Annotated in this window: 23 protein-coding genes; 7 read left to right on the forward strand and 16 right to left on the reverse strand. The window is 64.4% G+C overall.

Annotated elements, in window-relative coordinates:
- Both VK792_RS06630 and VK792_RS06635 read left to right on the forward strand, forming a co-directional pair.
- Window positions 1-233, forward strand: a 233-nt coding sequence (locus tag VK792_RS06630; protein WP_326296604.1) for a hypothetical protein, incomplete at its 5' end; no start/stop codon positions are given.
- 50 nt (window positions 234-283) lie between these two features.
- Window positions 284-2,206: an FAD-dependent monooxygenase gene (locus VK792_RS06635; RefSeq protein WP_326296605.1), complete on the forward strand. Its 1,923-nt coding sequence runs from the start codon at window positions 284-286 to the stop codon at window positions 2,204-2,206.
- A gap of 117 nt (window positions 2,207-2,323) precedes the next feature.
- Here VK792_RS06635 and VK792_RS06640 read toward each other — a convergent pair whose 3' ends face one another.
- From VK792_RS06640 to VK792_RS06680, 9 genes are all read right to left on the reverse strand, one after another.
- Entirely contained in the window at window positions 2,324-3,562 is a 1,239-nt protein-coding gene (locus VK792_RS06640; RefSeq protein ID WP_326296606.1) for a lytic murein transglycosylase, read from the reverse strand.
- A 51-nt stretch (window positions 3,563-3,613) separates the two neighbouring features.
- Complete coding sequence (locus tag VK792_RS06645; protein ID WP_326296607.1) at window positions 3,614-4,231, reverse strand: TetR/AcrR family transcriptional regulator; 618 nt, start codon at window positions 4,229-4,231, stop codon at window positions 3,614-3,616.
- Entirely contained in the window at window positions 4,231-5,103 is an 873-nt protein-coding gene (ppk2, locus tag VK792_RS06650) for a polyphosphate kinase 2 (RefSeq protein ID WP_326296608.1), read from the reverse strand. Before ppk2 ends, VK792_RS06645 begins: the two co-directional genes overlap by 1 nt.
- Window positions 5,104-5,188: 85 nt before the next feature.
- Window positions 5,189-6,136, reverse strand: a complete 948-nt coding sequence (locus VK792_RS06655; RefSeq protein ID WP_326296609.1) for an alpha/beta fold hydrolase — start codon at window positions 6,134-6,136, stop codon at window positions 5,189-5,191.
- A 309-nt stretch (window positions 6,137-6,445) separates the two neighbouring features.
- Window positions 6,446-7,387 carry a homoserine O-succinyltransferase gene (locus VK792_RS06660; protein WP_326296610.1) on the reverse strand — a complete coding sequence of 314 codons (942 nt, stop codon included), beginning with the start codon at window positions 7,385-7,387 and terminating at the stop codon, window positions 6,446-6,448.
- 65 nt (window positions 7,388-7,452) lie between these two features.
- Entirely contained in the window at window positions 7,453-8,325 is an 873-nt protein-coding gene (locus tag VK792_RS06665) for an ATPase (protein ID WP_326296612.1), read from the reverse strand.
- A 60-nt stretch (window positions 8,326-8,385) separates the two neighbouring features.
- On the reverse strand, window positions 8,386-9,291 hold the full coding sequence (locus VK792_RS06670) for a DMT family transporter (RefSeq protein ID WP_326296613.1): 906 nt from the start codon (window positions 9,289-9,291) through the stop codon (window positions 8,386-8,388).
- A gap of 122 nt (window positions 9,292-9,413) precedes the next feature.
- Window positions 9,414-10,574, reverse strand: a complete 1,161-nt coding sequence (locus VK792_RS06675) for an OmpP1/FadL family transporter (protein ID WP_326296614.1) — start codon at window positions 10,572-10,574, stop codon at window positions 9,414-9,416.
- A gap of 126 nt (window positions 10,575-10,700) precedes the next feature.
- Window positions 10,701-11,570 carry a DMT family transporter gene (locus tag VK792_RS06680; RefSeq protein ID WP_326296615.1) on the reverse strand — a complete coding sequence of 290 codons (870 nt, stop codon included), beginning with the start codon at window positions 11,568-11,570 and terminating at the stop codon, window positions 10,701-10,703.
- A gap of 212 nt (window positions 11,571-11,782) precedes the next feature.
- Between VK792_RS06680 and VK792_RS06685 the strand changes: the two genes are divergently transcribed.
- Window positions 11,783-12,625 (forward strand): FkbM family methyltransferase, encoded by an 843-nt coding sequence (locus VK792_RS06685; protein WP_326296616.1) that lies wholly within the window; start codon window positions 11,783-11,785, stop codon window positions 12,623-12,625.
- A 92-nt stretch (window positions 12,626-12,717) separates the two neighbouring features.
- Here the strand turns inward: VK792_RS06685 and guaA are convergent, their stop codons facing one another.
- Window positions 12,718-14,283: a glutamine-hydrolyzing GMP synthase gene (guaA, locus tag VK792_RS06690; RefSeq protein ID WP_326296785.1), complete on the reverse strand. Its 1,566-nt coding sequence runs from the start codon at window positions 14,281-14,283 to the stop codon at window positions 12,718-12,720.
- A 105-nt stretch (window positions 14,284-14,388) separates the two neighbouring features.
- Window positions 14,389-15,657 (reverse strand): OmpP1/FadL family transporter, encoded by a 1,269-nt coding sequence (locus VK792_RS06695; RefSeq protein WP_326296617.1) that lies wholly within the window; start codon window positions 15,655-15,657, stop codon window positions 14,389-14,391.
- 338 nt (window positions 15,658-15,995) lie between these two features.
- On the opposite strand from VK792_RS06695, the gene VK792_RS06700 reads away from it, so the two are divergent.
- Window positions 15,996-17,549 (forward strand): trimethylamine methyltransferase family protein, encoded by a 1,554-nt coding sequence (locus tag VK792_RS06700; protein WP_326296618.1) that lies wholly within the window; start codon window positions 15,996-15,998, stop codon window positions 17,547-17,549.
- Window positions 17,550-17,607: 58 nt separating this feature from the next.
- On the opposite strand, the gene VK792_RS06705 is transcribed toward VK792_RS06700, so the two are convergent.
- Complete coding sequence (locus VK792_RS06705) at window positions 17,608-17,895, reverse strand: DUF6477 family protein (RefSeq protein ID WP_326296619.1); 288 nt, start codon at window positions 17,893-17,895, stop codon at window positions 17,608-17,610.
- A gap of 225 nt (window positions 17,896-18,120) precedes the next feature.
- Here VK792_RS06705 and VK792_RS06710 point away from each other — a divergent pair, with 225 nt between their 5' ends.
- The 3 genes from VK792_RS06710 to VK792_RS06720 all read left to right on the forward strand — a co-directional run bounded on the left by VK792_RS06710 (window position 18,121) and on the right by VK792_RS06720 (window position 21,622).
- Window positions 18,121-19,188, forward strand: coding sequence for a DUF6456 domain-containing protein (locus tag VK792_RS06710; protein WP_326296621.1), 1,068 nt, complete (start codon window positions 18,121-18,123; stop codon window positions 19,186-19,188).
- A 182-nt stretch (window positions 19,189-19,370) separates the two neighbouring features.
- The gene (lipA, locus tag VK792_RS06715; RefSeq protein WP_326296622.1) at window positions 19,371-20,321 is read left to right on the forward strand and encodes a lipoyl synthase; all 951 of its coding nucleotides are present in this window, start codon (window positions 19,371-19,373) and stop codon (window positions 20,319-20,321) included.
- A complete protein-coding gene (locus VK792_RS06720) occupies window positions 20,321-21,622 on the forward strand; it encodes a tetratricopeptide repeat protein (protein WP_326296623.1) in 1,302 nt (433 codons plus the stop codon). Before lipA ends, VK792_RS06720 begins: the two co-directional genes overlap by 1 nt.
- Here the strand turns inward: VK792_RS06720 and VK792_RS06725 are convergent.
- The 4 genes from VK792_RS06725 to hpt all read right to left on the reverse strand — a co-directional run bounded on the left by VK792_RS06725 (window position 21,595) and on the right by hpt (window position 23,838).
- A complete protein-coding gene (locus VK792_RS06725) occupies window positions 21,595-22,476 on the reverse strand; it encodes a cytochrome c (protein WP_326296624.1) in 882 nt (293 codons plus the stop codon). The two genes, VK792_RS06720 and VK792_RS06725, sit on opposite strands and share 28 nt — an antisense overlap.
- 3 nt (window positions 22,477-22,479) lie before the next feature.
- Window positions 22,480-22,938 carry a c-type cytochrome gene (locus VK792_RS06730; RefSeq protein ID WP_326296625.1) on the reverse strand — a complete coding sequence of 153 codons (459 nt, stop codon included), beginning with the start codon at window positions 22,936-22,938 and terminating at the stop codon, window positions 22,480-22,482.
- A 165-nt stretch (window positions 22,939-23,103) separates the two neighbouring features.
- Window positions 23,104-23,289 carry a hypothetical protein gene (locus VK792_RS06735; protein WP_326296626.1) on the reverse strand — a complete coding sequence of 62 codons (186 nt, stop codon included), beginning with the start codon at window positions 23,287-23,289 and terminating at the stop codon, window positions 23,104-23,106.
- Between the two features lie 3 nt (window positions 23,290-23,292).
- Window positions 23,293-23,838 carry a hypoxanthine phosphoribosyltransferase gene (gene hpt / locus VK792_RS06740; RefSeq protein ID WP_326296627.1) on the reverse strand — a complete coding sequence of 182 codons (546 nt, stop codon included), beginning with the start codon at window positions 23,836-23,838 and terminating at the stop codon, window positions 23,293-23,295.
- Window positions 23,839-23,894: the final 56 nt, after the last annotated feature.

The following is a 23,894-nucleotide window of genomic DNA, read 5'->3' on the forward strand; positions in this document are numbered from 1 at the left end:
TTGGCGGGCAGACCCCAACGACATCATCGCCGCAAGAAATCGAGGGTTCCAAATGTTGGATTCAATCCACTAGCGCCTTTGGAGCCAGCCCAAGCGCCGGGTCGGTCGTGTCCCGCACCCGCCCACTTCTGCCGATGGTTGGGCCGTGGTCGATCCGCCATAAAGGCAATTTAATTCAGGGGCTTGAGATTGGTAATTTGTACACTTCCTTTTTTCTTGACCGCGTTTGGTAAGTATAGCTATTAATCTGTCATCAGGGATCAGCGGGAGCAGGGGACCCAGCATGCAGTATTACAAGGATGGCTTTCGTGGCGGGAACCCGGACATCAAGACCGCAGCCCCCAACCGACGTGACCGCAGCCCCAACGCGCCCCTGCCGGAAAAGGTTGATGTGCTGATCGTCGGCACTGGCCCTGCGGGCCTGTGCCTGGCCGCGCAACTTGCCCAGTTCCCCGAAATCGACACGATGATCGTCGAGGCCAGCCCCTGCAACATCGTCAAGGGCAAGGCCGACGGCATCAACACCCGGACGATGGAAATGTTCCAGGCCTTCGGATTTGCAGACAAGATCAAGCGCGAAACCTATTGGGTGAACCAGACCAATTTCTGGATGCCGGACCCGGAAAACCCCGCCGCGATCAAGCGCGTGGGCCGGGTGCAGGATGTGGCCGACGACAGCTCGGAAATGCCGCACATCCTGATCAACCAGGCGCGCCTGCACGAACTGTTCCTTGAAGTCATGCGCAATGCGCCGTCGCGGCTGGAGCCCGACTACAGCTGGGGCCTGAAGGACCTGAGCGTTGACCCCGATACCGACGATCACCCGGTGACCGTGACGCTGGAAGACACAGGTGTGAACTGGGGCGAAACCCGCACCGTGCGGGCGAACTATGTCGTCGGATGCGACGGCGCTCGGTCGAAGGTGCGCAGCGCCATCGGCGGCAAGCTGGAAGGCGACGCCGCGCACCAGGCCTGGGGCGTGATGGATATCCTTGCCAACACCGATTTCCCGGATGTGCGGCAGAAATGCCTGATCACCTCGGCCAGCGAAGGCAACGTGCTGATCCTGCCGCGCGAAGGCGGCTACCTGTTTCGCATGTATGTCGAACTGGATAAGCTGAACGAGGATGAGCGCGTCGCCCAGCGGAACCTGACCCAGGATCACATGATCGCCGCCGCGAACCGGATCATGGCGCCCTATACCATTGACGTGAAAGAGGTTGTCTGGTGGTCGATCTACGAGATCGGGCACCGGATTTCCGACAAGTTCGATGATGTGCCGGACGACAAGCGCGCCACCCGCACCCCGCGCGTGTTCACCGCCGGCGACGCCTGCCACACCCACAGCCCGAAGGCCGGGCAGGGCATGAACGTGTCGATGCAGGACACGTTCAACCTGGGCTGGAAGCTGGCCCATGTGTTGCAGGGGCGCGCCGATGCGGCGCCACTGCATTCCTATTCCGGCGAACGCCTGCTGGAAGCCAAACGCCTTGTGGAAACGGACCATGAATGGGCGCGCATCATGTCGGCCCCCGCGACGCAGGACGAACGCGACGGCAAGGTCGAACCGCGCTTCATCCGCGCCTTCAAGGAAAACCTGGAATTCACCGGCGGACTCGCGGTGAAATATGACCGAAGCGCCCTGACCGCCGCGCCGACCTACCAGGCACTTGCCAGCGGCCAGGAAATCGGCCGCCGCTTTCATTCGGCGCCGGTGGTCCGGCTTGCCGATGCCAAGCAGATGCAACTGGGCCATGTGGCCGAAGCCGACGGGCGCTGGCGCATCTATGCCTTTGCCGGCCAGAACGACGGTTCGGATGCCGGATCGGCCATTCACAAGTTGGCGGACTGGCTGGAAACCGACCCGGCCTCGCCGGTGGTCAGGCACACCCGCAAGGTCGAGGATATCGACGCCATCATCGACGTCCGCGCTGTGTTTCAGCAGACCTTTGACCAACTGGCTTACGAAGACATGCCGTCGCTGCTGAGGCCGAAGACCGGACAACTTGGGCTGATCGACTTCGAAAAGGTCTTCTGCGTCGATCACAAGGGCCTTGGCGATATCTTTGACATGCGCGGGATCGACCGCGATCGGGGCTGCATGATCGTCGTGCGCCCGGATCAATATATCGCCAACGTACTGCCGCTGGACGCCTATGGCGACCTGTCGGCATTCTTCACCGGGGTCCTTCTGCCCGCAACCTGAGCTGTACCGCCCCAACGCCCGCGAAAGCCCCGGTACCCGTCGGGGCTTTTGTCGTTGCTTGTCTTGCAGGCCACCGCGCCACAGGCCGCTGCAGGGCGGGTCAGCGTTGCAGCCCCATCACGCCACCAGCGCCAGCAGGGCGCGCGATGGCGTGCCCGTCACCGGCAGACCTTTGGCACGCTGGAAGGCGCGAATGGCGGCTTCGGTTTTCTTGCCAAACACGCCGTCGGGGTCGCCCGCGTCGAACCCCGCCGCGTTCAGGCCCCGTTGCAGCGCCTTGCGGTCGTCGATCGTCAGCCCATGGACATCGGGCGGGAACCCTGCCGCCAGCCCCGGCGCACCGGACAGCCGGTCGGACAGGTGGCCGACACCCAGGGCGTATTTCTCGGAATTGTTGTAGCGCAGGATGGTGCTGAAATTGCGGAACACCAGGAACGCGGGGCCGTCCGCGCCCGATGGCAGCAACACCGAGGCCGGGCCATGGTCGGGCAGGGCGCCGCCCCGCGCAGGCCGCACCCCGGCCGCGGCCCAGTCCGCCACACTGCGCGTGGTGCCGCGCCCGGTGGGAAGATCGGCGCTGGCCAGCCGCACCTCCAGCCCCCAGCCCTGTCCGCGCCGCCAGCCCGATTTCGACAGGTAGTTGCCGACAGAGGCCAGCGCGTCGGTGGGATCGGCCGACCAGATATCGCGGTGACCGTCGCCGCGAAAATCGACGGCATAGGCTTCGAATGTGGTGGGAATGAACTGCGTATGGCCCATCGCGCCCGCCCAGCTGCCGGTCATGCGGTTGGCGGGGATATCGCCGTTCTGAAGGATGCGCAGCGCCGCCATCAGCTGGCGCTCGAAAAACGCCCCGCGCCGCCCGTCATAGGCCAGCGTCGACGTGGCCGACACCACCGGGATATCGCCCATCCGGGTGCCGAACTGGCTTTCCAGCCCCCAGACCGCGGCGACGATTTCGGCAGGCACGCCATAGCGGTCCTCGACCTGCGCCAGCAGCGCGCGGTGCCGGGCAAAAGCGGCGCGCCCCAGGCTGACCTTGGCCTCGGACGCGGTGATCGCAAGGTAGTCTTCCAACGTCCGGGTGAATTCGGTCTGGTTGCGGTCGCGCTCGACCACGCCGGGCAGGAACCCGGTGCCGCGAAAGGCTGCGTTCAGCGTCTGCACGGTGATCCCGCGCGCCTGGGCCCGATTGCGAAAGGCGGCGACCCAGGCGTCATAGCCGGGGTTTCGCTGTGGCCGCAGCCCGGGATCGACGACCGGGGCGCGTGGGGCAGGGGCGGTGACCCCACCGCCGCAACCCGCCAACAGCGCGGTTGCCCCACCTGCCAAGATCCAACGTCGCGAATATGTCATCTGCCTGCCCTGTCTTGTTTGTCCTTACCCAAGCAATAGCAGACCCGGTGGTCAATTGTCCGGTGGGATCAGGCCCAGCCCGCGCAGATAAACGCCGATCCCGGTTTCGAGAAGTTCCTCGGGCGGAAATGGGCTGACCGAGCCTGGGCTGTTGCGCGCGAAAAGTTCCACGACCCCGTGGCTCATCGCCCAGATATGGGCGGAAAACATCGCGGCGGGGGGGCGTTTTTCCGGGGGTATGTGTTTCGACAGGTCGCTGGCCGCCCGTTCCAGAACGTCGCGCGCACGCTGTGCCACGATGGCCAGGTCAGGGTTGCGGTTCACGCTGATCCCGCTTTCGAACATCGCGATGTAATGGCCGGGATACTTGCGCGCAAAAGCCAGGTAGGCCCGTCCCGTCGCCTCGAACGCGGCCAGCGCCGAAGGCTGGCCCGAGTCGTAGGCAAATTGCATGACGTCGGCAAAAACTTCGTACCCCTGCCGCGCCGCTTCTGCGATCAGGTCCTCGCGCCCGGCGAAATGGCGATAGACGGCGGCGGGCGTCACGCCTGCCTGTTTCGCCGCCTCGGACAGGGTGAACCCGGTCGGCCCCTTTTCGCGGATCAGCTCCAGCGCCGCTTCGACCAGCGCCTGCCGCAGGTTGCCGTGGTGATAGCCGCGTTTCGCCATCAGGCGTCCCAGATGTCCGGCCCGCCGCAGACCGTTTCGTCGATCTGGCCGATCGCCTTGACCGATTTGCGGTTGTAGGGCAGCGCGTGCAGCACGGTGCGGATCGCATTCAGGCGTGCCCGGCGCTTGTCATCGGACCGGATGATCGTCCAGGGGGCATGGGGCGTGTGGCTGCGGGACAGGGTTTCCTGAATCGCGGCGGAGTAGTCATCCCACTTCTTCAGCCCCTCGACGTCGATCCAGGACAGTTTCCACTGTTTCAGCGGATCCTGTTCGCGGTCGATGAACCGGCGCAACTGTTCGGAACGGCCGACGTTCAGCCAGAACTTGAACAGGTAAATGCCCTCATCCACCAACATTTTTTCGAACTCTGGCGCCTGGTGAAAGAAGTGTTCGCGCTGGTCGTCGGTGCAGAAACCAAAAACCTTTTCCACGACGCCCCGGTTGTACCAGCTGCGGTCAAAGAACACGATTTCCCCGCCGGCGGGCAAATGGTCGATGTAGCGCTGGAAATACCATTGCGTCGCCTCGATGTCCGAGGGCTTGGGCAGCGCCACGACGCGTGCGCCGCGTGGGTTCAGGTTTTCACGGAAGCGCTTGATTGTGCCGCCTTTTCCGGCCGCGTCGCGGCCTTCGAACACCATTGCCACGCGGGCGCCGGTTTCCTTGGCCCAGGCCTGCATCTTGACCAGTTCGATCTGCAGTTTCGTCAGGTCCTTTTCATAGGCCTTGCGCGGCATCCGTTCGGAATGCGGATAGTCGGCGTTCAGGATGTCATCCTTGTCGCCCCGCTTGATCGCGTTGCGGATGTCATTGGGGGCGGTGTCATTGAAAAAGGCGCTGATGGCGCCGTCAAAAGGAAGCTCGGTCATGTCGGTCTCTGGCTGCTCTTGCCCGTCAATATGGGATGTTAAGGGGCTTAACGCAAACGGTTCGAAACGCTTTGGCGTGCGGGGCTTAGCGCAAACCGGCCCGGGCAGCGGCCCGGTCGATCGCGGCGTCGACCTGCGGGATGGCGACGTGCTGCGGGCAGTGGCCGATGCCATCCAGCACCGTCAGCACCGATCCGGGGATGATCCGGGACAAGGGTTCGGAATGGATGTGCAGCCCGACGATGGTGTCGGCATCGCCGTGCAGGATTTCGGTCGGGACCGAAATGCCTTCGTAGCCCGGGCGCAATTTTATCACTTCTTCCAAAAGGTTGGCACGTTGCAGCGCGTTTGCGCGCATCGACACCCGGCGCAGGGTCAGCCCCGCGCCGATGTAGTCGTGATACCCGTCCGGGGCGGGTTGCGGCAAAAAGGTTTCGTCGATGGCGCTTTCCACCACCCGGTCTGGCACCCAGGCCGTCAGCAGCGGGATCACCACCGGCCCCAGAACAGGGTTCGAGGTGATGCGGTAATAGGTCGGCAGCGACCCGTCCCAAGGCATCGAGGCGGCGGCCAGAAGCACCAGCGCCGACAGGTCGTCGGGGTGGTTCACAGCCCAGGCCAGCGCGACCGAACCGCCATAAGATTGTCCCAAAACAATGGGTTGCGTGACACCGACCTGTCGGGACGCCTTGACCAGAAGGTCGGCCTGCTGGGTGATGGTGGCACCGGTCTTGTTGATGCGGTCGGTGTAGCCGAGGCCGGGGCGGTCGAACACCGTGACACGATAGCGGCTGGCAAGGCGGTCGACGGTGTCGAAGGTCCAGTCGCGCAGGTTGCCCGATGCGCCGTGGATCAGGACAAGGTCCGGCCCGGTGCCTTTCTGAACATAGTGCACGCGGTGGCCGTCGATGGTGACGAAATCGCCCAGGGGCGGGTGGGTTTCCTCTGCGTTCGCTTCGTGTTTCGAGGCTTTCCAAAGAGTTAGCGCCCAGAACCCGCTCAGGAGAAGGACAAGGAACACCATGCGGATCATGACCTTTGCCCGGTGGTCAGGGCGCGGGGTGCGGCTTTGGCGACGGCGATGGCAAGTAGGGTGCGGTGAAACATGGCGCTTTGGGTACATCGGTTAACCGCAATATGGGGCGCGGAGCGGGGGAAGGCAAACCGACCGCGCGAATCGCGGGTAACAGTTTGAGGAGGCGGGACTTTGTGGGGGGCACACTGCATGCACAACCGATGCACATTCCATGCGCATCGGGATGCGCCGGGGCCGGGTTAACACGGCGCGCGGCGGTTGGGCGGCAGAGGTTGCGGGCAGCGACCCCGGACACGTCCGGGGGCGTCAGGCGCGCCAGTCGGTCGAACTGATCCCGATCTGGCCGATGTCGTAGGGGGTGGTCAGGTAGATTTCCTGCACCCAGTTCCCATAGAGCAGGTGGGCGTGGCTGCGCCAGCGGTTCTGCGGCGGCTTCGACGGGTCGTCGTCGGGATAGTAATTCGCAGGCACGTTGATCGGCTTTCCGGCGGCCACGTCGCGGTCGTATTCTTCTTTCAGCGTGCCACTGTCATATTCGAAGTGGTTGAAGATATAGAGCGCGCGATGGGCCGGATCCTCGACCAGGCAGGGGCCGGTTTCGGCGCTGTCGATCAGGATCGGCAGGCCGGCGGCTTCGATTTCTGCGCGCTTCAGTTCGGTCCAGCGGCTGACCGGGATCACCATGTCATCGGAAAACCCGCGCAGATAGGGCGAGGCGGGCGCAAGGTTCTGGTGCCGCACGCAGCCGAAAGCCTTGTGATCCAGCAGGTATTTGTTGACCCCGTGGAAATGGTGGATCATCGCCATCCCGCCCCAGCAGACGCCGAAGGTGGAATGCACATGGCTTTGGGTCCAGTCGAAGATCCGGGTGAGTTCGTCCCAATAGGTCACGTCCTCGTAAGGCAGGTGTTCGATCGGGGCGCCAGTGATGATCAGGCCGTCGAATTTCTCGCCCGTGGCCTCGACGTCGGCCCAGGGACGATAGAATTCTTCCATGTGTTCAGCAGCGGTGTTGCGGGTCTCGTGCTCGGTCATGCGGATGAGCGAGAATTCGATCTGCAACGGCGTCGCGCCGATCAGCCGGGCAAACTGGTTTTCGGTCTGGATCTTCTTGGGCATCAGGTTCAGCAAGCCGATGCGCAGCGGTCGGATGTCCTGATGGGCGGCCGCGTCCTCGTCCATGACCATGACGCCTTCGCGCGAGAGCACGTTGTAGGCGGGCAGGTTCGAGGGCAGTTTGATGGGCATCCGTCAGGTCCTTTGGGTTGTCCGTCGGGCCCCGGTGCCGGGGCCGTCGGTTCAGGTCTGTCGATCTAGGCCGGTTTTCCGGCACTCTCAAGGGTGCGGGCGATCAGGTCGGTAAAGCTGTCGGCATCTTCGACCTGCGCCATATCGCTGGCGTCCACCGTGATGCCCCAGGCGCGGGCCATGGCCGCGTAGCGCGGCTGGCGGTGGGCCAGCGCCTGGGCATAGGTCCAGCGGATGAAGGCATCCGGGTCCACCTGATCGGGCGCCTGGCCTGTTTCCGACAGGTAGTCGGCCCAGACACGCGACAGGAATTCCGGCTGGTAGGCCATCGGCTTGGGCGCCTTGTCGAAGCGGCGGATCAGTTCTTCTGTGTGGTCGTCGGCGCCGCGGATCCAGACCATCAGGGCGGCTTGGCTCAGCGCGCTCAGGATCGGGTCTTGCGGGTTGTGCGGGTCGACCCATTCGCAGATCGAACCGCCGGTGTCGCAGATGAAATGCGGATAGCCATAGACCCGTTCGGCGCGGCGGATGAAATGGTCGGTGTCCAGCAGCGCCTGTTCCTCGGCCCGTTTGAACTGGGCCTGACGGCGGGTGTATTCGTCGATCGGCAGCCCGCCCCTGGCCGTGTCGCCCGGTTTGCCCAGGTACGTTGAGACGGCCGTCAGGTCGTGGGTGTGCACGTTGGGCGCTATATAGATCGCGTCGTGCAACAGCATTTCGCGCAGGTAGGGATGGTCCATCGCGGCAGCAAGGCAACTGTCGACGATGTATTCGCCCATGTAGCGGGTGCCGATGCGGTAGTCGATGGAATAGTGAAACCAGTCCCCGGTGTCGCGCAGCGTAGTCGAGACATGGGTCTTGCCCAGCCCCGACATGGCGAACAGGACAACCCGTTTGTGCGGCGCGTCGCGCCAGTCCTGGGCAGATTGGTACAGCATCGTCGGGGCCTTGGTCCTTGGGGCGGTTCTTTGGCTTGGTAAGCTGCCCTGCGGGCCACGTCAAACCCGCTGTCTGCGGCGCAAAAGCCGCCCGTCCAGCACCGCCAACCCCAGGGCCAGCAGGGCAAAGCCGGCATAGGCTTGCGGCGGCAGGGTCTCATTGCGCAGCCACGCGCCAAGTGCGATGGCAACCGGCGGGATCATCAGCGTGACCAGCAACAGGTTGCCCGACCCGGCGGCGGCCAGAACGCGGTAATACAGCAGGTAGGCCAGCGCGGTGGCGATCAGCGCGTAGTACAGGACGGCGGCCCAGGTCGCGGGGTGCAGGACAAGGGGCGGCGGCCCTTCGGCCCAGAGGCTGACAGGGATCATCATCACGCTTGAGCAGGTCAGCATCCCGGTCGCGGCCATGACCGGCGACACGCCTTTCAGGAAATGCCGCGCCCACGCCCCCGCCAGCGCATAGCAGAAGGTGGCGGCAATCGCGCCCAGCTGCGCCAGCGACGTCAGATCAAGCCGCAGCAACGCGGCAGGGCCGATGGCGGTCAGCACGCCCGCGAAGCCGATGGCCACGCCAAGCGCGCGCCGCGCGGTCAGGCGTTCGTCGGCAAAGACCAGGGCCGCCACCAGCACGCCGAAGATTGCCGTGGTGGCGTTGAAGATCGCCGTCAGGCCAGAGGGGATGAACTGCTGCCCCCAGGAATAGAGCGAGAAGGGGATCGCGTTGTTCAGCAGGCCCATCACCGCGAAGGCCCCCCAGGTCCGCAGCCCGCGGGGGACGTGCTGACCACGGAACAGCACAACTGCCCAGAGGACCGCGCAAGCCAGGCTGACGCGCAGCGCCACGATGGTCAGCGGGCCCAGTTCGTCCAGCGCCACGAGGTTGGACAGGAACGATCCGCCCCAAAGCAAGGCCAGCAGCGTCAGTTCGAACCAGGTGCGGGGGGAGAGGGCGGTTTGTGTCATGGTGGCGGTCTAGGCGCTTTGCCGGGGCGGCGCGATCCGGTTCCTGCGCATCCCTTGCGCCGGGCGCAAAGAAAAACGCCCGGGCGTTCCGGCCCGGGCGTTTGTCCGTCGCAAGGAAGCGATCAGAACTTGAAGGCGATCTTCATGCCGACGCCCAGGGCGTGGTTGTCGGTGAAATCGGCGCGGGCCACGTCGGGCGTACCGGTTTCAGGCTTGGCATCGCCGAGCCAGGCATAGCTGACGCCGCCCGACAGGGTGACGTTTTCGTTGATGCTGTACGCGCCACCGATGGTGAGCGTGGTGTTGCCGTTGGTCGGCGCCAGCGGCGAAACCAGATCGTTGCCGGCAGCTTCGTAGGACACGCTGACCAGGCCCGAGAACTTTTCGTTGAAGCGACGGCCAACGCCCAGCTTGTAGGTCGTGGTATCGTCAAGGTCGATCAGGCCGCCACCGGTGACGGTGACGAAGTTGGTCGGATCGACGCGGAACTGCGAATGCTTGACGCGCCGGATCGAGCCGAACACCAGCGTGTTGGCGGCGACGCCGCTTTGGAATTCGAGGTTCCAGCTTTCGGGGGTCTTGACCTTGGTGGTCGAGGTGCCGTTCAGCAGCGGCAGCGCCGGGATCGGGCCGGCGCCATCGGGGTCGACCAGCGGGCCGGATTCGGTGGTGGCCATGCTGTGTTCGATTGCCGAGTTGTAGGTCAGCGCAACACGCAGGGCGATTTCCGGCTTTTCATAGGCCGCACCCACGACATAGCCGGTGGCCGAGGCCTGATCCAGCGTAACCTTGTAGCCGCTGACCGCGCCATAGGCCGCGCCGGTCAGGGTGATGTCGCCTTCGGCCTTCTGGTGGCGGAAGCCGCCGAAAACGCTGAACGACGGGTTGACCTGGTACTTCAGCAGCGCGGTGATGGCCGAGGTCGAGGCCGTCGCCATCGTGCCGCCCAGCATCGGGTTGGTCGGGTCATATGCCACGTCCGCGCCCCAGGGCTTGTCGAAGATCAGCGCGAAGGCCATCTTCTCGCCCATGTCGAGCTTGATCGCGGCGCTGGGCAGGGTGTAATCGTCGGCGACGTTGCCGATGCCAACCGCAGGCAGCACAGGCGGCACGGCGCGGCTGGTGCCGCTGACGCTTGGGGTGACGCTGCCGAAGGACAGTTCGGCGTGGTTGCCCTTTTCGTACAGGACCAGTGCCGACTGGGTGGTGCGTTCGATCCCGCCGGCCTGCGCAAGACCTGCGCACATTGCCAGGGCAGACGCCCCGAACAGAATACGTTTCATGTTCCTCATCCCTTAAGGTGCCGGGGGAGTGAGCCCCGAAAATCTCCTCTGGTGGGACGCTAACGACGGGTATGGCGCACGGTCAATCTTTGACGATACGTCAGCTTACGTGCACGGGGCGCAACGTCACGTTTTCGTCACAGTGCGGGTTTCCGCCCGGAGGTTGTAATAGTTGGCACCAAAGATGACGGCCGCGCCCAGCAGGACCAAGGGATCCAGCGCCTCGCCGTAAACCAGCGCGCCGACGATGGCGATCACCGGCAGGCGGACGAAATCGATCGGCATCACCACGGTGGCCGAAGCCAGACCCAGTGCCGTCGTCAGACAGAAATGCGCCACCAGCCCGGCGACGGCGATGACGACAATCCATGGCAGGTTCGTGGAGTTGGGCAGGGCGATGTCGCCGTCGATCCCGGCGCAGACCAGGCCGAAGACCGATTGCATGACCGTCAGCCAGAACAGGATACAGGTGATGGTTTCGGTGCGCGTCAGCCGACGCGTGAACACCGCAGACCCGGCAAAGCCGATGGCCGCCAGCGCCGCCGTCAGCAGGCCGATGTGGAAGGTTTCCGGGCTGGGCCGGGTGACAATCAGGATACCGATGAATCCCAGCACCGCGGCCAAAGCCCGGCTGGCTGTCAGCCGTTCACCAAGGATCAGCGGCGACAGCAGGATCACCCACAGTGGAGACGTGAATTCCAGCGCGAAAACCTGTGCCAGTGGCACCACCGTGATCGAGTAAAACCAAAGGTTCTGCCCGGCGAAGTGGCTGATGTTGCGCAGGGTGTGCAAACCCATCTTGCGCATGGCGATCTGGTTGCGGGTGCCGGCAAGGCTGGACACCAGCAGCACAAGTCCCACGCCGATCAGGCTGCGGTACATCATGATCTCGAACGTGTCGAGATCGAGGCTGACCGCACGCCCGGCCACTGCCATCGAGGTGAAGGACACGATGGCCCCGGTCATCCAGAGCGCGGCCTTGAGGGTCTGGTTCACGCTGCCCCCTTGCCATGACGAAGGACGGCTGCCGTAGGACGGACAACAGGGGAAAACACTGTGGGATCAGGCCGGTGCGACATGGCGGCATCTGTCCCGAAGCAGAGGTGTTTGGCAAGGATTGTTTGGCACCGGCGCGGCATTGGATTTGCGCGACGTTGGGGCTATAGCGGGTCGGGGCCTGCACGGGCCGCGACGTTGGAAGGACCGCGATGGATTTTCTTTACCCGTTGACACGCTGGCAGCGCAAACGCCGCAAACGCAAGGAAAGACTGGCGCGCGACACCGCGTTCCAACAGCTGCTTGACCGGGACGGCCTGACGCCGGTCGAGGTGCTGGCCGATGTGCTGCCGGGGCTGGAGCCGATGGCAACCGGTTTCGACCTGGTTCGGATCGGCGGCGCACGGGACGGCGGGTACCTGCTGCCCGACGATCTTGACGGGCTGGCGGCGTCATTTTCGCCGGGGGTGAACGTGATGGTCGATTTCGACCTGGACATGGCGGCGCGCGGCGTTCCGGTGTTCATGGCGGACGCGTCGGTGGACGGGCCGCCGGTGCAGAACCCGTTGTTCGATTTCGAGAAACTGTTCCTGGGGCCGGAAACCCGCCCGGGGTTCATCACGCTGGATGATTGGGTGGCCGGGAAAGCGCCGGCACAGGGCGACCTGCTGTTGCAAATCGACATCGAAGGGGCGGAATGGGACGTGCTGGATACGGTCAGCGATGCGGTGCTGAACCGGTTCCGGATCATCGCGCTGGAGGTACACGATTTCCACGAGGTGTTCCGCGACGGCGCTGCGGCGCAGAAGTTGCGCGTGCTGAAACGGCTGGGGCGCGATTTCGTGGTGGCCCATGTCCATATCAACAACTGCGACGCGCCGATGAGCCTTGGCCGTCTGAGCGTGCCGCCGACATTCGAGATCACTTATCTGCGGCGTGACCGGGTCACGGATCTGCGCCCCGCCGCGCCGTTGCCGCATCCGCTGGACACACCCAACGACCGGCGAAACGTCGATTTCGTGATGCCGCCGGTCTGGCGCGATTTCCGGATGTAGGGCCGGTCAACCGGTGCCTGACCGGCGTGGCGCGTGGTGCGGCCCGCGAACGGGCCGCCACGGTCAGAATGCCGTCACGCCGGGGCGCGGGGTCATTCCAGTTCGATCGTGCCCGGCGGTTTCGACGTGCAGTCATAGAACACGCGGTTCACGCCCTTGACCTCGTTAATGATCCGGGTCGATGTCTCGCTGAGGAAGTCGTGGGTGAACGGATAGTAATCCGCGGTCATCCCGTCGACCGAGGTCACGGCCCTCAGCGCCAGCGCATAGTCATAGGTGCGCCCGTCGCCCATCACACCCACGGTGCGCATCGGCAGGATCGCGGCGAAGGCCTGCCAGATCTCGTCATAAAGCCCGTGCTTGCGGATCTGGTCGATATAGACGGCGTCGGCCTTGCGCAGGATGTCCAGCTTGTCGCGGGTGATTTCTCCGGGGCAGCGGATCGCCAGGCCCGGCCCGGGGAACGGGTGCCGCCCGATGAAGGACGCGGGCAGGCCCAGTTCGTGACCCAGCGCGCGGACTTCGTCCTTGAACAGTTCGCGCAGCGGTTCGACCAGTTTCAACCCCATCTTTTCCGGCAAGCCGCCGACGTTGTGGTGGCTTTTGATGGTGACCGACGGGCCGCCCGAGAACGAAACCGATTCGATCACGTCGGGGTAAAGCGTGCCCTGCGCCAGGAATTCGGCATCCTCGATCTGGTCGGCGTATTTCTGGAACACGTCGATGAAGAGCTTGCCGATGATCTTGCGCTTGGTTTCGGGGTCGCTGACGCCTTCAAGCTGGCCCAGGAACAGGTCGGATTCGTCGGCGTGGATCAGGTTCAGGTTATAGTTGTCGCGGAACATCTGAACCACCTGCTCGGCCTCGTTCAGGCGCAGCAGGCCGTGATCGACGAAAACGCAGGTCAGCTGGTCGCCGATCGCTTCGTGCAGCAGGATGCCGGTGACAGAGCTGTCGACCCCGCCGGACAGCGCGCAGATCACCTTTTTGGAGCCGACCTGTTCGCGGATCTTGGCGATCATTTCCTCGCGGTAGGCGCCCATCGTCCAGTCGCCGGTGAACCCGGCCAGCCTGACGAAGTTTTCGTACAGCGTGGCGCCGTTCGGGGTGTGGTGCACCTCGGGGTGGAATTGCACGGCATAGAAGTTGCGCGACAGGTCCGCGGTGATGGCGAAGGGCGCGCCGGGCGAGGTGCCGTAGACCTGGAAGCCGGGGGCGATTTCGGCGACGTGGTCGCCGTGGCTCATCCACACCTGTTCCTTGCCGTCCAGGAACCAGCCGGTCAGAAAATCGGGGTGATCGGACGCCGGCGCGACATAGGCGCGGCCGAATTCGGCGGTGGCATGTTCGCCCGCTTCGACCCGGCCCCCCAGGTCGTGCATCATCACCTGCTGGCCATAGCAGATGCCCAGGATCGGCACGCCCAGGGTATAGGCGCTTTGTGGCGGGCGCGGAGACCCGTCGCGCATCACCGAATCCGGGCCGCCGGAAAAGATGATGGCCTTGGGGGCGAACCCGGCCAGAAAGTCATCGGTGACGTTCTGGTAGGGGTGGATTTCACAATAGACGTTCAGTTCCCGCAGGCGGCGCGCGATCAGCTGCGTCACCTGGCTGCCGAAGTCGATGATCAGAAGGCGGTCATGCTGTGTCATGCGCAGGGAATAGGGCGCGTCCCGATCCCGCGCAAGAGGCTGTTTGATCCGGCCAACAAAAGGGCCGCGCGGGTGTCCCGCGCGGCCCGTCCGATGCTTGTGTCGCAGGCGTTACCAGCGATAGGTGACGCCGAAGGCGAATTCGTCCTGCTTCATGCGGATCTTGACCGGTTGCGCACCGCCGGACAGGCCGGGGTTCATGCCGGTGACCGACGCGTCAAGCGCGTGGGTGTAGGAGGTCGTGATGCCCCAGCGGTCGTTGATCTTGTACGACGCGCCCACCGACAGGTGCCATTGCGGCGTTGCGGGGGTCAGGGTGTTCACTACGGCAGAGCTGTCGTCGATGAACTTGGTCGCATAGCTGACACCGCCGCGCAGGGTCAGTTTCGGATTGTAGCGATAGACCGCGGCCAGACGGTAGACCATCATGTCCTTCCAGCCGAAGCCCAGACCGCCGGGGGTGCCGAGCGCCGGGAAAGGCGGGATGTTGCCATTGGCGATCGACGGGATGTCGCTGTAGAAGATCTTTTGCACTTCCCCGGTGAAGGTCCACTGCGGCATGGTCTTGGGTGTCAGGGCCACACCCAGCGTTGCCGTGGCCGGCACGTCGAATTCGCCGCCATTTGCGAACAGGCCCGAATATTTCGAGAATTTCTCCATCTCGATGCGGGAGCGGTAGGACATGCCGAAGGTCAGTTCCGGCGACGCTTCGATCAGGATGCCGAGGTTATAGCCATAGCCCTGGGACCAGTCGTCACCGCGGTTGGTGACGTTGGCCGGCGCGCTGGAAAAGCCGCCGAACGGCTCCAGCCCGGTGGCGCTGAACCGCTGGATCGCGAAAATCGGCGCGGCACCGACGGTGACCTGATCGTTCAGCTTGTAGGACAGGTTGACGGAGACGAAGGCCTGTTCAAGGTTCACACCCAGCGGCGCGCTTGCCACGCCCGGAGGCGCCAACGGTGCGAAGAAGTTGGTGGTGTATTCGGTGTTCATGCCACCGTTGCCGAACATGAACACGCCCAGCGATGCACGATCCCCCAGCTTCCAGTTCGCGCCACCGCAGGGAATCAGGAAGAAGTCGTTCTTGCTTTTGTGGGTGCCGGTAGTCAGCGCGCCGCCCGGGCTGATGGTGACGGACCGGTCGGGGGCGAACCCGGTCAGGCACATGCCCGCCTGGTTGCCGACCTTGAGACCCATGGCCGGGTTTTGTGCCAGGCCCAGAACGCCCGCAGGCACCGCGACGCCCGCACCGGCCATCCCCTTGGACGCCCCGCCATAGCCGTTTGCGAAATACCCGTTCGTCGCCAGCGCGGGCGATGCGATCGCCATGCCCGCTGCAACTGTCGCGGCAGACAGCCGGCGCAAGATAGATTTCCTCATGTTTTCCGTCCCTCCCAAGAACGTGGCGCGTGAGCAGCACCTGTGTTTGTCGCGATGTCGGACCCGTGTCTCCTCCTGGCCGCCATCCTGACATTCCCGAATCATGATATTAGGAGGGTTGAATGTGGCCTGTCACGGAAAAATGTTAGCGCGCGAAATCATTAAAACATTGTTTTGCTAATTTGGCACCATATATGTAGCGGCTTTCGCGTCGCAAAAGCGGAGCGTTGAGCGCATCAAATGTCGCTTTCGCCCGCAAAAGGGCGCAAATCCGTCTTCGGCCTTGCGCGCAACGGTCTATCAGGACCCAACCAGTCCCATTGCCGGAGGAATGACGCATGACTGACGCACCCACCGCACGTGCCGGACGCCGGTCCAGAAGCGGAGGCGGCGCCGCGCGCCGGGCAGAACGTTCTGCCGTCAGCTTCGAAACCGCGAAGTTCATCGAGCGCAACATTCCCCTGTTCGAGGTGCTGAACGAGGAAGCGCTGGAGATCATCGAATACAACGCCGAAACCGTTCTGGAAGAGATCGGCGTGAATTTCGTGAACAACCCCGGCGCGCTGGAGCGGTGGCGCCAGGCCGGGGCCGATGTGCAGGGCGAGCGCGCGCACATTCCGCGCGGGCTGGCACGTCAGTTGTGCAAGACAGCGCCGTCGAAATTCACCCAGTTCGCGCGCAATCCCGCCCGCAACGTCGAAATCGGCGGCAACAGCCTGGTGTTTGCCCCGGTCTATGGCCCGCCGTTTGTGCGCGATGTCAAGGGGGGGCGCCGCTACGCCACCATGGCGGATTTCGAGAAGTTCGTGAAACTGGCCTACATGTCGAAATGGCTGCACCATTCCGGCGGCACCGTGTGCGAACCGACCGACGTACCGGTCAACAAGCGTCACCTGGACATGCTGATGGCGCATATGACGCTGTCGGACAAACCGTTCATGGGCTCGGTGACCGAACCCAGCCGGGCGTGCGATTCGGTGGAAATGTGCGAAATCCTGTTCGGGCGCGATTTCGTGCAGGAAAACACCGTGATGACCTCGCTCATCAACATCAACTCGCCGCTGACCTTCGATGACGTGATGATGGGGGCGCTGGAAGTCTATGCGCAGAACATGCAGGCCTGCATCGTGTCGCCGTTCATCGTGGGCGGGGCCATGGCGCCGGTCAGCGTGGCCGGCACGTTGACTCAGGTTCTGGCCGAAGTTCTGGCCGGGATCGCCTATTCGCAGCTGTGCCGTCCTGGCGCACCGGTGATTTTCGGCGCGTTCGTGACCTCGATCGACATGAATTCGGGTGCGCCGACCTTTGGCACGCCCGAGGCCAGCCACATCACCTATGGGGCCGGGCAACTGGCGCGTCGGCTGAACCTGCCGTTCCGGTCGTCGGGCGGGTTCTGCGGCTCCAAGCTGCCGGATGCGCAGGCGGCTTATGAATCGGCCAATTCGCTGAACATGGGGCTGCTTTCGGGCGTGAACTTCATGCTGCATTCCTGCGGCTGGCTGGAAGGCGGCCTGGTCGCCGATTTCGAGAAGTTCGTGATGGATGCCGATCAGCTGGGCACGCTGCACAAGTTCGCGGAAGGTGTGAATATGGACGCGGATGCCCAGGCGATGGGCGCGATCCGCGAAGTCGGCCCCGGCGGTCATTACCTTGGCTGCGCGCACACCCAGTCGAATTTCAAATCGGCCTTCTGGCGGACCGAGCTGTTTGACTACAAGCCGTTCGAAACCTGGGACGAGGAAGGCGCGCGTGACACCCGCGTGCTGGCGTCCGAACGGGTCGAGCGGATGATGGCGCAGTACCAGCAACCGGCGATGGATCCGGGCATTACCGAGGCGCTGCACGCCTATGTCGCCAACAAGAAAGCCTCGATGCCCGACGCGTTCATGTGATCCGTGCACACGGCATGGCAATTTGCGGGCGGTCCGGATCGGGCCGCCCGTTGCCTTTTCAGATGAGGGCGCGGCGCAGCAGCCGGGCTTCGGCCATGATGGCCGACAGCACCTCGACATGGCGCGCAATGCAATAGCCCGCCTCGGAGTCGCGCCGGCGGCTGTCCAGCTCTGCCTCGATCTCGATCAGCCGGATCAGGACGGCACCGGTGCGTGGCGGGCTGCCATAGCCCAGCAGCCGGCGCAGGGAGCTGTCTCGGCGGTAGTCCTCGAGCCCGATCCGCGCGGCGTGGATCAGAAGTCGGGGGCGTTTGATCTGCTCCACAAGTCCAAGAATGTCATGCATCGGTCTGTCCTCCTTCGGAACATCTGCTGACTCGGATGACCGACCGTTGCACAACCTATAGGGGTGTTGCCTGAGAGGGATATCGCCGTACGGTGGTTGTGGATTTTGTTAATCATTTCGAAACAATGCTTATTTCACGGACACTTTGTTAACCAACGCGAAAGAATTACTCGCAAAGCTGTGGGTAAATTTGTGGATAACCCTGTTGATAAGGGGGCGGGGGCGATGCAACGGACGGCACTGCACATGCAGAGGAACTTTACTGAAAACGGGGTGCCCAGCTGGGTGCCGGAAGGGGCGCGAAACTATCTTGCGCATACCGAACAAGGCACCTCGATCCGGCAACTGGCGCGCAGCGCGGGCTGCCATGCCTCGACCGTTCTGCGCCAGGTCCGCAAGGTTGAATCGCGCCGCGACGACCCGCTGGTCGATGCCGTGCTGCGCAAACTTGCCGGCCCGATGCACCAAAGCCCCGCCAAGGTCGCGGACAAGGACACCGAAACCATGAATGCACTGCCGTCGATTCCGGATGCCAAAACGCTGAAACAGGAAAGCCGCCGGATCCTGCCGGCCCTGTGCCGCCCGTCGGCGGTGCTGGCGGTGTCGGATGTGATGGAAAAGGCCGTGGTCGTTGACGACACCCATGTCGGAAAGCCGCTGGCCGTGGACCGTGGCGTGGCGCAGGCGATGGCGCTGAAGGACTGGATCGCCTGCGACAAGCCTGGCCGCATCAGCCGCTATCACATCACTGCCGAGGGACGGGCCGAACTGGCCCGGTTGATGGCGCAGGAGGCCAACCGCGCGCGTGGATTCGCCGAATCCCTGACCCGGTTCGACGGCGCGCCACACCGCCCCCGTACCGCCCGCAGCGAACCGCCGCTTGTCGTGCTGTCGCGGCGCAGGGAAAAGGACGGCCAGCCGTTCCTGGGCCCAGAGCTGGTTTCGGCGGGAGACCGGTTGCGCGAAGATTTTGAATTGGCCCGGCTGGACCCGAAGGTGACGCGCAACTGGGACGATTTCCTGGCCGGTCGCGCGCTGCCGCTGCCGCCTGCCAAGTCCGGGGCCATTGGTGCAGAGGCCGCACGCCACCGTCTGGCGGCCGCGCTGCGCGAGCTTGGGCCGGGGCTGGGCGATGTCGCGCTGCGCTGCTGCTGCTATCTGGAAGGGCTGGAAACCTGCGAAAAGCAGTTGGGCTGGTCGCAACGGTCCGGCAAGATCGTGTTACGCATCGCGTTGCAACGGCTGCGCCGCCATTACGATGCGTGCGGGCCGCAAAACGATCTGTTGGGATAGGAACGGACGGGCCGATCTCGCCAGACCGACCCGTCGATACCTCGAACACATCGCGTACCAGGTGCAGGGGGCACTCGTTACATGGGGATGCGCCGCTGCATGACTGCTATGCGGTACTGGTACTTACCCCCTGCACTGACTATGCTATTCCCGGGAAACAGAATGTTCGCGGGGAAAAATCTATGCGTGATCTCAAAATCCCGGAGCAGCGCCACCCGGAGAAGGCGCACCGCCCGGACAACGCCCAGCCCAAGAAACCGGCCTGGATTCGCGTCAAGGCGCCCGCGGGCAAGGCGTATATGGATACGCATCGCATCATGCGCGAACACAAGCTGGTGACCGTCTGCGAAGAGGCCGGTTGCCCCAACGCCGGCGAATGCTGGAGCCAGGGCCACGCGACCATGATGATCATGGGCGAGATCTGTACCCGTGGCTGCACCTTCTGCAACATCGCCACCGGCAAGCCGCAGACGCTGGATGCGTTCGAACCGGGCCGCGTCGCGGATGCGGTGCAGAAGCTGGGCCTGAACCATGTTGTGATCACATCCGTCGACCGTGACGACTTGGAGGACGGCGGGGCCGAGCATTTTGCCCAGACCATCCGCGCCGTGCGTCACCGCAGCCCCGGTACCACGATCGAAATTCTGACCCCGGATTTCCTGAAATGCGCGCCCGAGGTGCTGGAGGTGGTGGTCGCGGCCAAACCGGATGTGTTCAACCACAATCTGGAAACCGTGCCGGGCCTCTACCCCGAGGTGCGCCCCGGCGCGCGCTATTTCCACAGCCTGCGGCTGTTGCAGCGGGTCAAGGAGCTGGACCCGTCGATCTTTACCAAATCCGGCATCATGGTGGGCCTGGGCGAAGATCGTCAGGGCGTGTTGCAGGTCATGGACGACATGCGCGCTGCCGATGTCGATTTCCTGACCATCGGTCAGTACCTGCAACCGACGCCGAAACACCACGGCGTGGATCGCTTCGTCACGCCCGAAGAATTCGCGTCTTATGAAAAGGCGGCCTATGGCAAGGGGTTCCTGATGGTATCGGCAACGCCGCTGACGCGGTCGTCCTATCACGCCGGGGACGATTTCGCCCGCCTGCGCGCCGCGCGCGAGGCCAAGCTGGCCAAGGTCTGATGTTCACCGACCGCTATGGCTTGCCGCTGTCGACAGCGTCGCGGGCGGCGGCGGATGCCTGGGGGGCGGGGCTGGATGCGTTCCTGACCGCCGCGCCGGATGTCGAGGGCGTTTTCGCACAGGCGGTCGCGGCCGATCCCGATTTCGCGCTGGGCCACCTGGGGATCGCACGGGCGCACCAGGCGTTTGGCCGGATGGGGCAGGCCAGGGAGGCGCTGGCCAAGGCGCGGGCCGTGGCGCACACGGCCTCTGCCCGGGAACGGGCGCATATCGACGCCATCGGTCATCTGATCGACGGGCGCGGGGCCGAAGGGGCCGCCGCGATCCGCGCCCATCTGGCCGACCATCCCCGCGACGCGCTGATGGCGCAGCCCTACATGGGTGTCTTCGGCCTGATCGGGTTTTCCGGCCTGCCGGGGCGCGAGGCGGAATTGCTGGCTTTCCTGACAACGCTGGCGCCACATTACGGCGACGACTGGTGGTTTCAGGGCCAGATGGCCTTTGCCCGGATGGAGGCGGGGCAGGTGGCGCAAGCCGAGGCGCATATCGAACGGTCCCTGGCGGCGCGTCCCGACAATGCCCACGGCGCGCATGTGCGTGCGCATCTTTATTACGAAGTGGGCGAAACCGGCGCGGGCCGGGCGTTCCTGTCGGACTGGATGTCGGGATATGCGCGCGGCGGGCTGATGCATTGCCACAACTCGTGGCATGTCGCGCTTTGGGCGCTGGCCGAAGGCGACGAGGCCGGAATGTGGGCCATCGTCGACCGTGACCTGAGCCCCGAGGTGTCGGTCAGCCCGTCGCTGAACATCCTGACCGATCTGGCGTCGCTGTATTGCCGGGCGGACATGGCGGGCATCGACGTGCCCGCAGAACGCTGGCACGCGCTGAGCCAATACGCCGCGCACACCTTTCCCAACCCCGGCATGGCCTTTGCCGATGTGCACGCGGCGCTTGCACATGCGATGGCGGGGCAGGGCGACGCCTTGGCGCGGATCGTGTCCGATGCCAAGGGGCCTGCCGCCGATATCACCCGCGCCTGTGCCGAAGGGTTCGGCGCGCTGGCGGCGCAGGATTGGCCGAGCGCGCTGGCGCATCTGCTGGTGGTGATGCGGGATCACGCCCGTCTGGGTGGCAGCCGGGCGCAGCGTGACCTGATCGAATATGCCGTTGCGACAACGCTGTTGCGCATGGGCCGGGGCGAGGAAGCGCAGCGCCTGCTGACACTGCGTCGCCCCCTGACGGACAAGGGCCGCGCGGTCAGCGGGCTGGATCAGGGCGCCGGCAACGCCTTGACATAGGCGGCGACGGCGGCGCGATCTTCGGCCGAGAGTTGCGCGAAGTTTTCGACTACGGCGGCCATGTGGCCGCCCACGCTGTCGAATTCGGGGGTGAACCCGCTTTCCAGGTAATAGGCGATATCCGCCGCCGACCAGTCGAGCTTGTCCGGTGTAAGCGCGGGGATCGTGCCCTGGCCCGACGGGTTGGGCGCACCGGCCAGCCAGCGCGACAGGTCCGGCCCGCCAAGCGCGTTGCGCGGGGTGTGGCATTCACCGCAATGGGCCAGCGCCTCGACCAGATAGCGGCCGCGTTCCAATTCTGGCGGCACATCCATCACCCAGGCGTCGCGGAAAAACAGCAGTTTCCAGCCGCCCAGGCTGCGCCGGATGTTGAACGGAAACCCGACTTCGTGCGGCAGGCTGGCCACGTCGGACGCGGGCAGGGTCTGCATGTAGGCCCAGAGGTCGGCAACGTCCTGATCGGTCATCCGGACATAGGACGTGTAGGGGAAGGCGGGATAAAGGTGCTGCCCTTCCGGCGACACGCCGCGCGTGACCGCGCTGGCGAACTGCGCCAGGGTCCAGCCGCCGATGCCCTGGGTCGGGTCGGGCGAAATGTTGGGCGCGATGAAGGTGCCGAAATCGGATGCGAACCGCTGCCCGCCGCTCAACGTCAGCTTGTCGGCGCCTTTGGCTTCGGGCGCGGCGTGGCACGAGGCGCATCCGGCCGCGGTGAACACCTGCTTGCCGTGGGTCGCTTCCCCGGACAGCCCCGCCAGCGCATCATCCGGCAGGGGCTGCGCCCGGGTCAGCCAAAGCCCGGCAGCGATGGCCAGAACGGCCACCGCAACCAGGTATTTCAAGATGCGTGCCACGGATCAGTTCTGCGGCGCGCGATAGGCTTCGTGGCAGCTCTTGCAGGCGCCGCCGATCTTGCCCAGGGCGGGGCCGATGGCCTCTTGCCCGGTGGCGGCAGCGGTCTGCATTTCGGCCGCGGCGGCGCCCAGGGCGTCCCACTTGGCCATGTAGTCGTCCATCTTGTCCCAGATTTCGGCCTTGGCGCGGGTGCCGTCGGCGCCCATCTCGTCCGAGCCCGCGGGGAACAGCGTGGCCTGGTGGATCATCGTAACGCCCACGATCGAGTTGGCCGCGGCACTGGCCGCTTCGACGGTGTAGGGCACTTCGCCCTTGGCCATGCCGCCGAGGATCCCGAGGTTCATGCCCAGGATACGCATTTCACCCTGGCGGGCCTGAATCGGCGCTTTGAAATCCTGTGCGACTGCGGCGGTCGATGCGAGTGTGGCAACGGCGGCCAGTGCGGCAAAAGTCTTTTTCATCAAGGTACTCCCTGCTATTGGATTGGCTTGCACATCAGTATGCATGTTTTTCGTAACAACCATATTCTTCATATTCGCAAAACGATTGTCTGTTCCCGCACAGGTTTCACACAGATTTGTGATCGCGCGCGAGTTACGAGAGAGGCAATTCCGAAGGTCGCGACCCTAGCGAATGACCCGCGCGGGCGCGCGCACGGGGTCCAGCGTCATCCAGTCAGGCCAGCCGATCCAGTGTTCCGTAGCATATAGCGCAAGACAGACCACAATCACCCCGATCACCAGCAGGACCCTACGGGCGCTGGGCGGGTGCTGTGCCCACTGCCGCATCCGCAGAAGCCAAAGCCAATCCACCGCTCAGGCCTGATCGGGGAAACGCACCTTGCCAATGAAGGGCAGGTTGCGGTTGCGCTGGGCGAAGTCGATGCCATACCCGACGACGAATTCATCGGGGATCTCGAACCCGATCCAGTCGGCGCGGAAATCCACCTCGCGCCGCGACGGCTTGTCCAGCAGGGCGATGGATTTCAGCCGCGCCGGGTTGCGCGATTGCAGCAGGTGCACGACATGCGACAGGGTGTGACCGGTATCCACGATATCCTCGACCACCAGGACGTCCCGGCCTTCGATGCCCGATCGCAGGTCTTTCAGGATACGCACCTCGCGGCTTGATTCCATCGCGTCGCCATAGGACGAGGCTTCGAGGAAATCGACCTCGATCGGCAGGTCCAGTTCCCGCACCAGATCGGCGATGAACACGAAAGAGCCGCGCAGCAGGCCGACGACCACCAGCTTGTCGGTGGTCGCGAATTCGTGCTTGATCTCTCGGCACAGGCTTTCGATCCGGGCGGCGATGGCCTTGGCGGAAATCATCTCGTCGACGACATAAGGACGCTCTGGCATGGGTTCCCCTTGAATTTTCGGGCGCAGCATACGAAATGGGGCGCCACTGTCACGCA

The organism is Mesobacterium hydrothermale, assembly GCF_035818635.1.
Classification (GTDB): Bacteria; Pseudomonadota; Alphaproteobacteria; order Rhodobacterales; family Rhodobacteraceae; genus Mesobacterium_A; species Mesobacterium_A hydrothermale.

Excerpts from the sequence above, each read along its gene's own strand:
- VK792_RS06635 (WP_326296605.1), top strand. The coding sequence starts at position 284 with ATGCAGTATTACAAGGATGGCTTTCGTGGCGGGAACCCGGACATCAAG.
- VK792_RS06640 (WP_326296606.1), bottom strand. The coding sequence starts at position 3,562 with ATGACATATTCGCGACGTTGGATCTTGGCAGGTGGGGCAACCGCGCTG.
- VK792_RS06645 (WP_326296607.1), bottom strand. The coding sequence starts at position 4,231 with ATGGCGAAACGCGGCTATCACCACGGCAACCTGCGGCAGGCGCTGGTC.
- ppk2 (WP_326296608.1), bottom strand. The coding sequence starts at position 5,103 with ATGACCGAGCTTCCTTTTGACGGCGCCATCAGCGCCTTTTTCAATGAC.
- VK792_RS06655 (WP_326296609.1), bottom strand. The coding sequence starts at position 6,136 with ATGATCCGCATGGTGTTCCTTGTCCTTCTCCTGAGCGGGTTCTGGGCG.
- VK792_RS06660 (WP_326296610.1), bottom strand. The coding sequence starts at position 7,387 with ATGCCCATCAAACTGCCCTCGAACCTGCCCGCCTACAACGTGCTCTCG.
- VK792_RS06665 (WP_326296612.1), bottom strand. The coding sequence starts at position 8,325 with ATGCTGTACCAATCTGCCCAGGACTGGCGCGACGCGCCGCACAAACGG.
- VK792_RS06670 (WP_326296613.1), bottom strand. The coding sequence starts at position 9,291 with ATGACACAAACCGCCCTCTCCCCCCGCACCTGGTTCGAACTGACGCTG.
- VK792_RS06675 (WP_326296614.1), bottom strand. The coding sequence starts at position 10,574 with ATGAAACGTATTCTGTTCGGGGCGTCTGCCCTGGCAATGTGCGCAGGT.
- VK792_RS06685 (WP_326296616.1), top strand. The coding sequence starts at position 11,783 with ATGGATTTTCTTTACCCGTTGACACGCTGGCAGCGCAAACGCCGCAAA.
- VK792_RS06695 (WP_326296617.1), bottom strand. The coding sequence starts at position 15,657 with ATGAGGAAATCTATCTTGCGCCGGCTGTCTGCCGCGACAGTTGCAGCG.
- VK792_RS06700 (WP_326296618.1), top strand. The coding sequence starts at position 15,996 with ATGACTGACGCACCCACCGCACGTGCCGGACGCCGGTCCAGAAGCGGA.
- VK792_RS06705 (WP_326296619.1), bottom strand. The coding sequence starts at position 17,895 with ATGCATGACATTCTTGGACTTGTGGAGCAGATCAAACGCCCCCGACTT.
- VK792_RS06710 (WP_326296621.1), top strand. The coding sequence starts at position 18,121 with ATGCAACGGACGGCACTGCACATGCAGAGGAACTTTACTGAAAACGGG.
- lipA (WP_326296622.1), top strand. The coding sequence starts at position 19,371 with ATGCGTGATCTCAAAATCCCGGAGCAGCGCCACCCGGAGAAGGCGCAC.
- VK792_RS06720 (WP_326296623.1), top strand. The coding sequence starts at position 20,321 with ATGTTCACCGACCGCTATGGCTTGCCGCTGTCGACAGCGTCGCGGGCG.
- VK792_RS06730 (WP_326296625.1), bottom strand. The coding sequence starts at position 22,938 with ATGAAAAAGACTTTTGCCGCACTGGCCGCCGTTGCCACACTCGCATCG.
- hpt (WP_326296627.1), bottom strand. The coding sequence starts at position 23,838 with ATGCCAGAGCGTCCTTATGTCGTCGACGAGATGATTTCCGCCAAGGCC.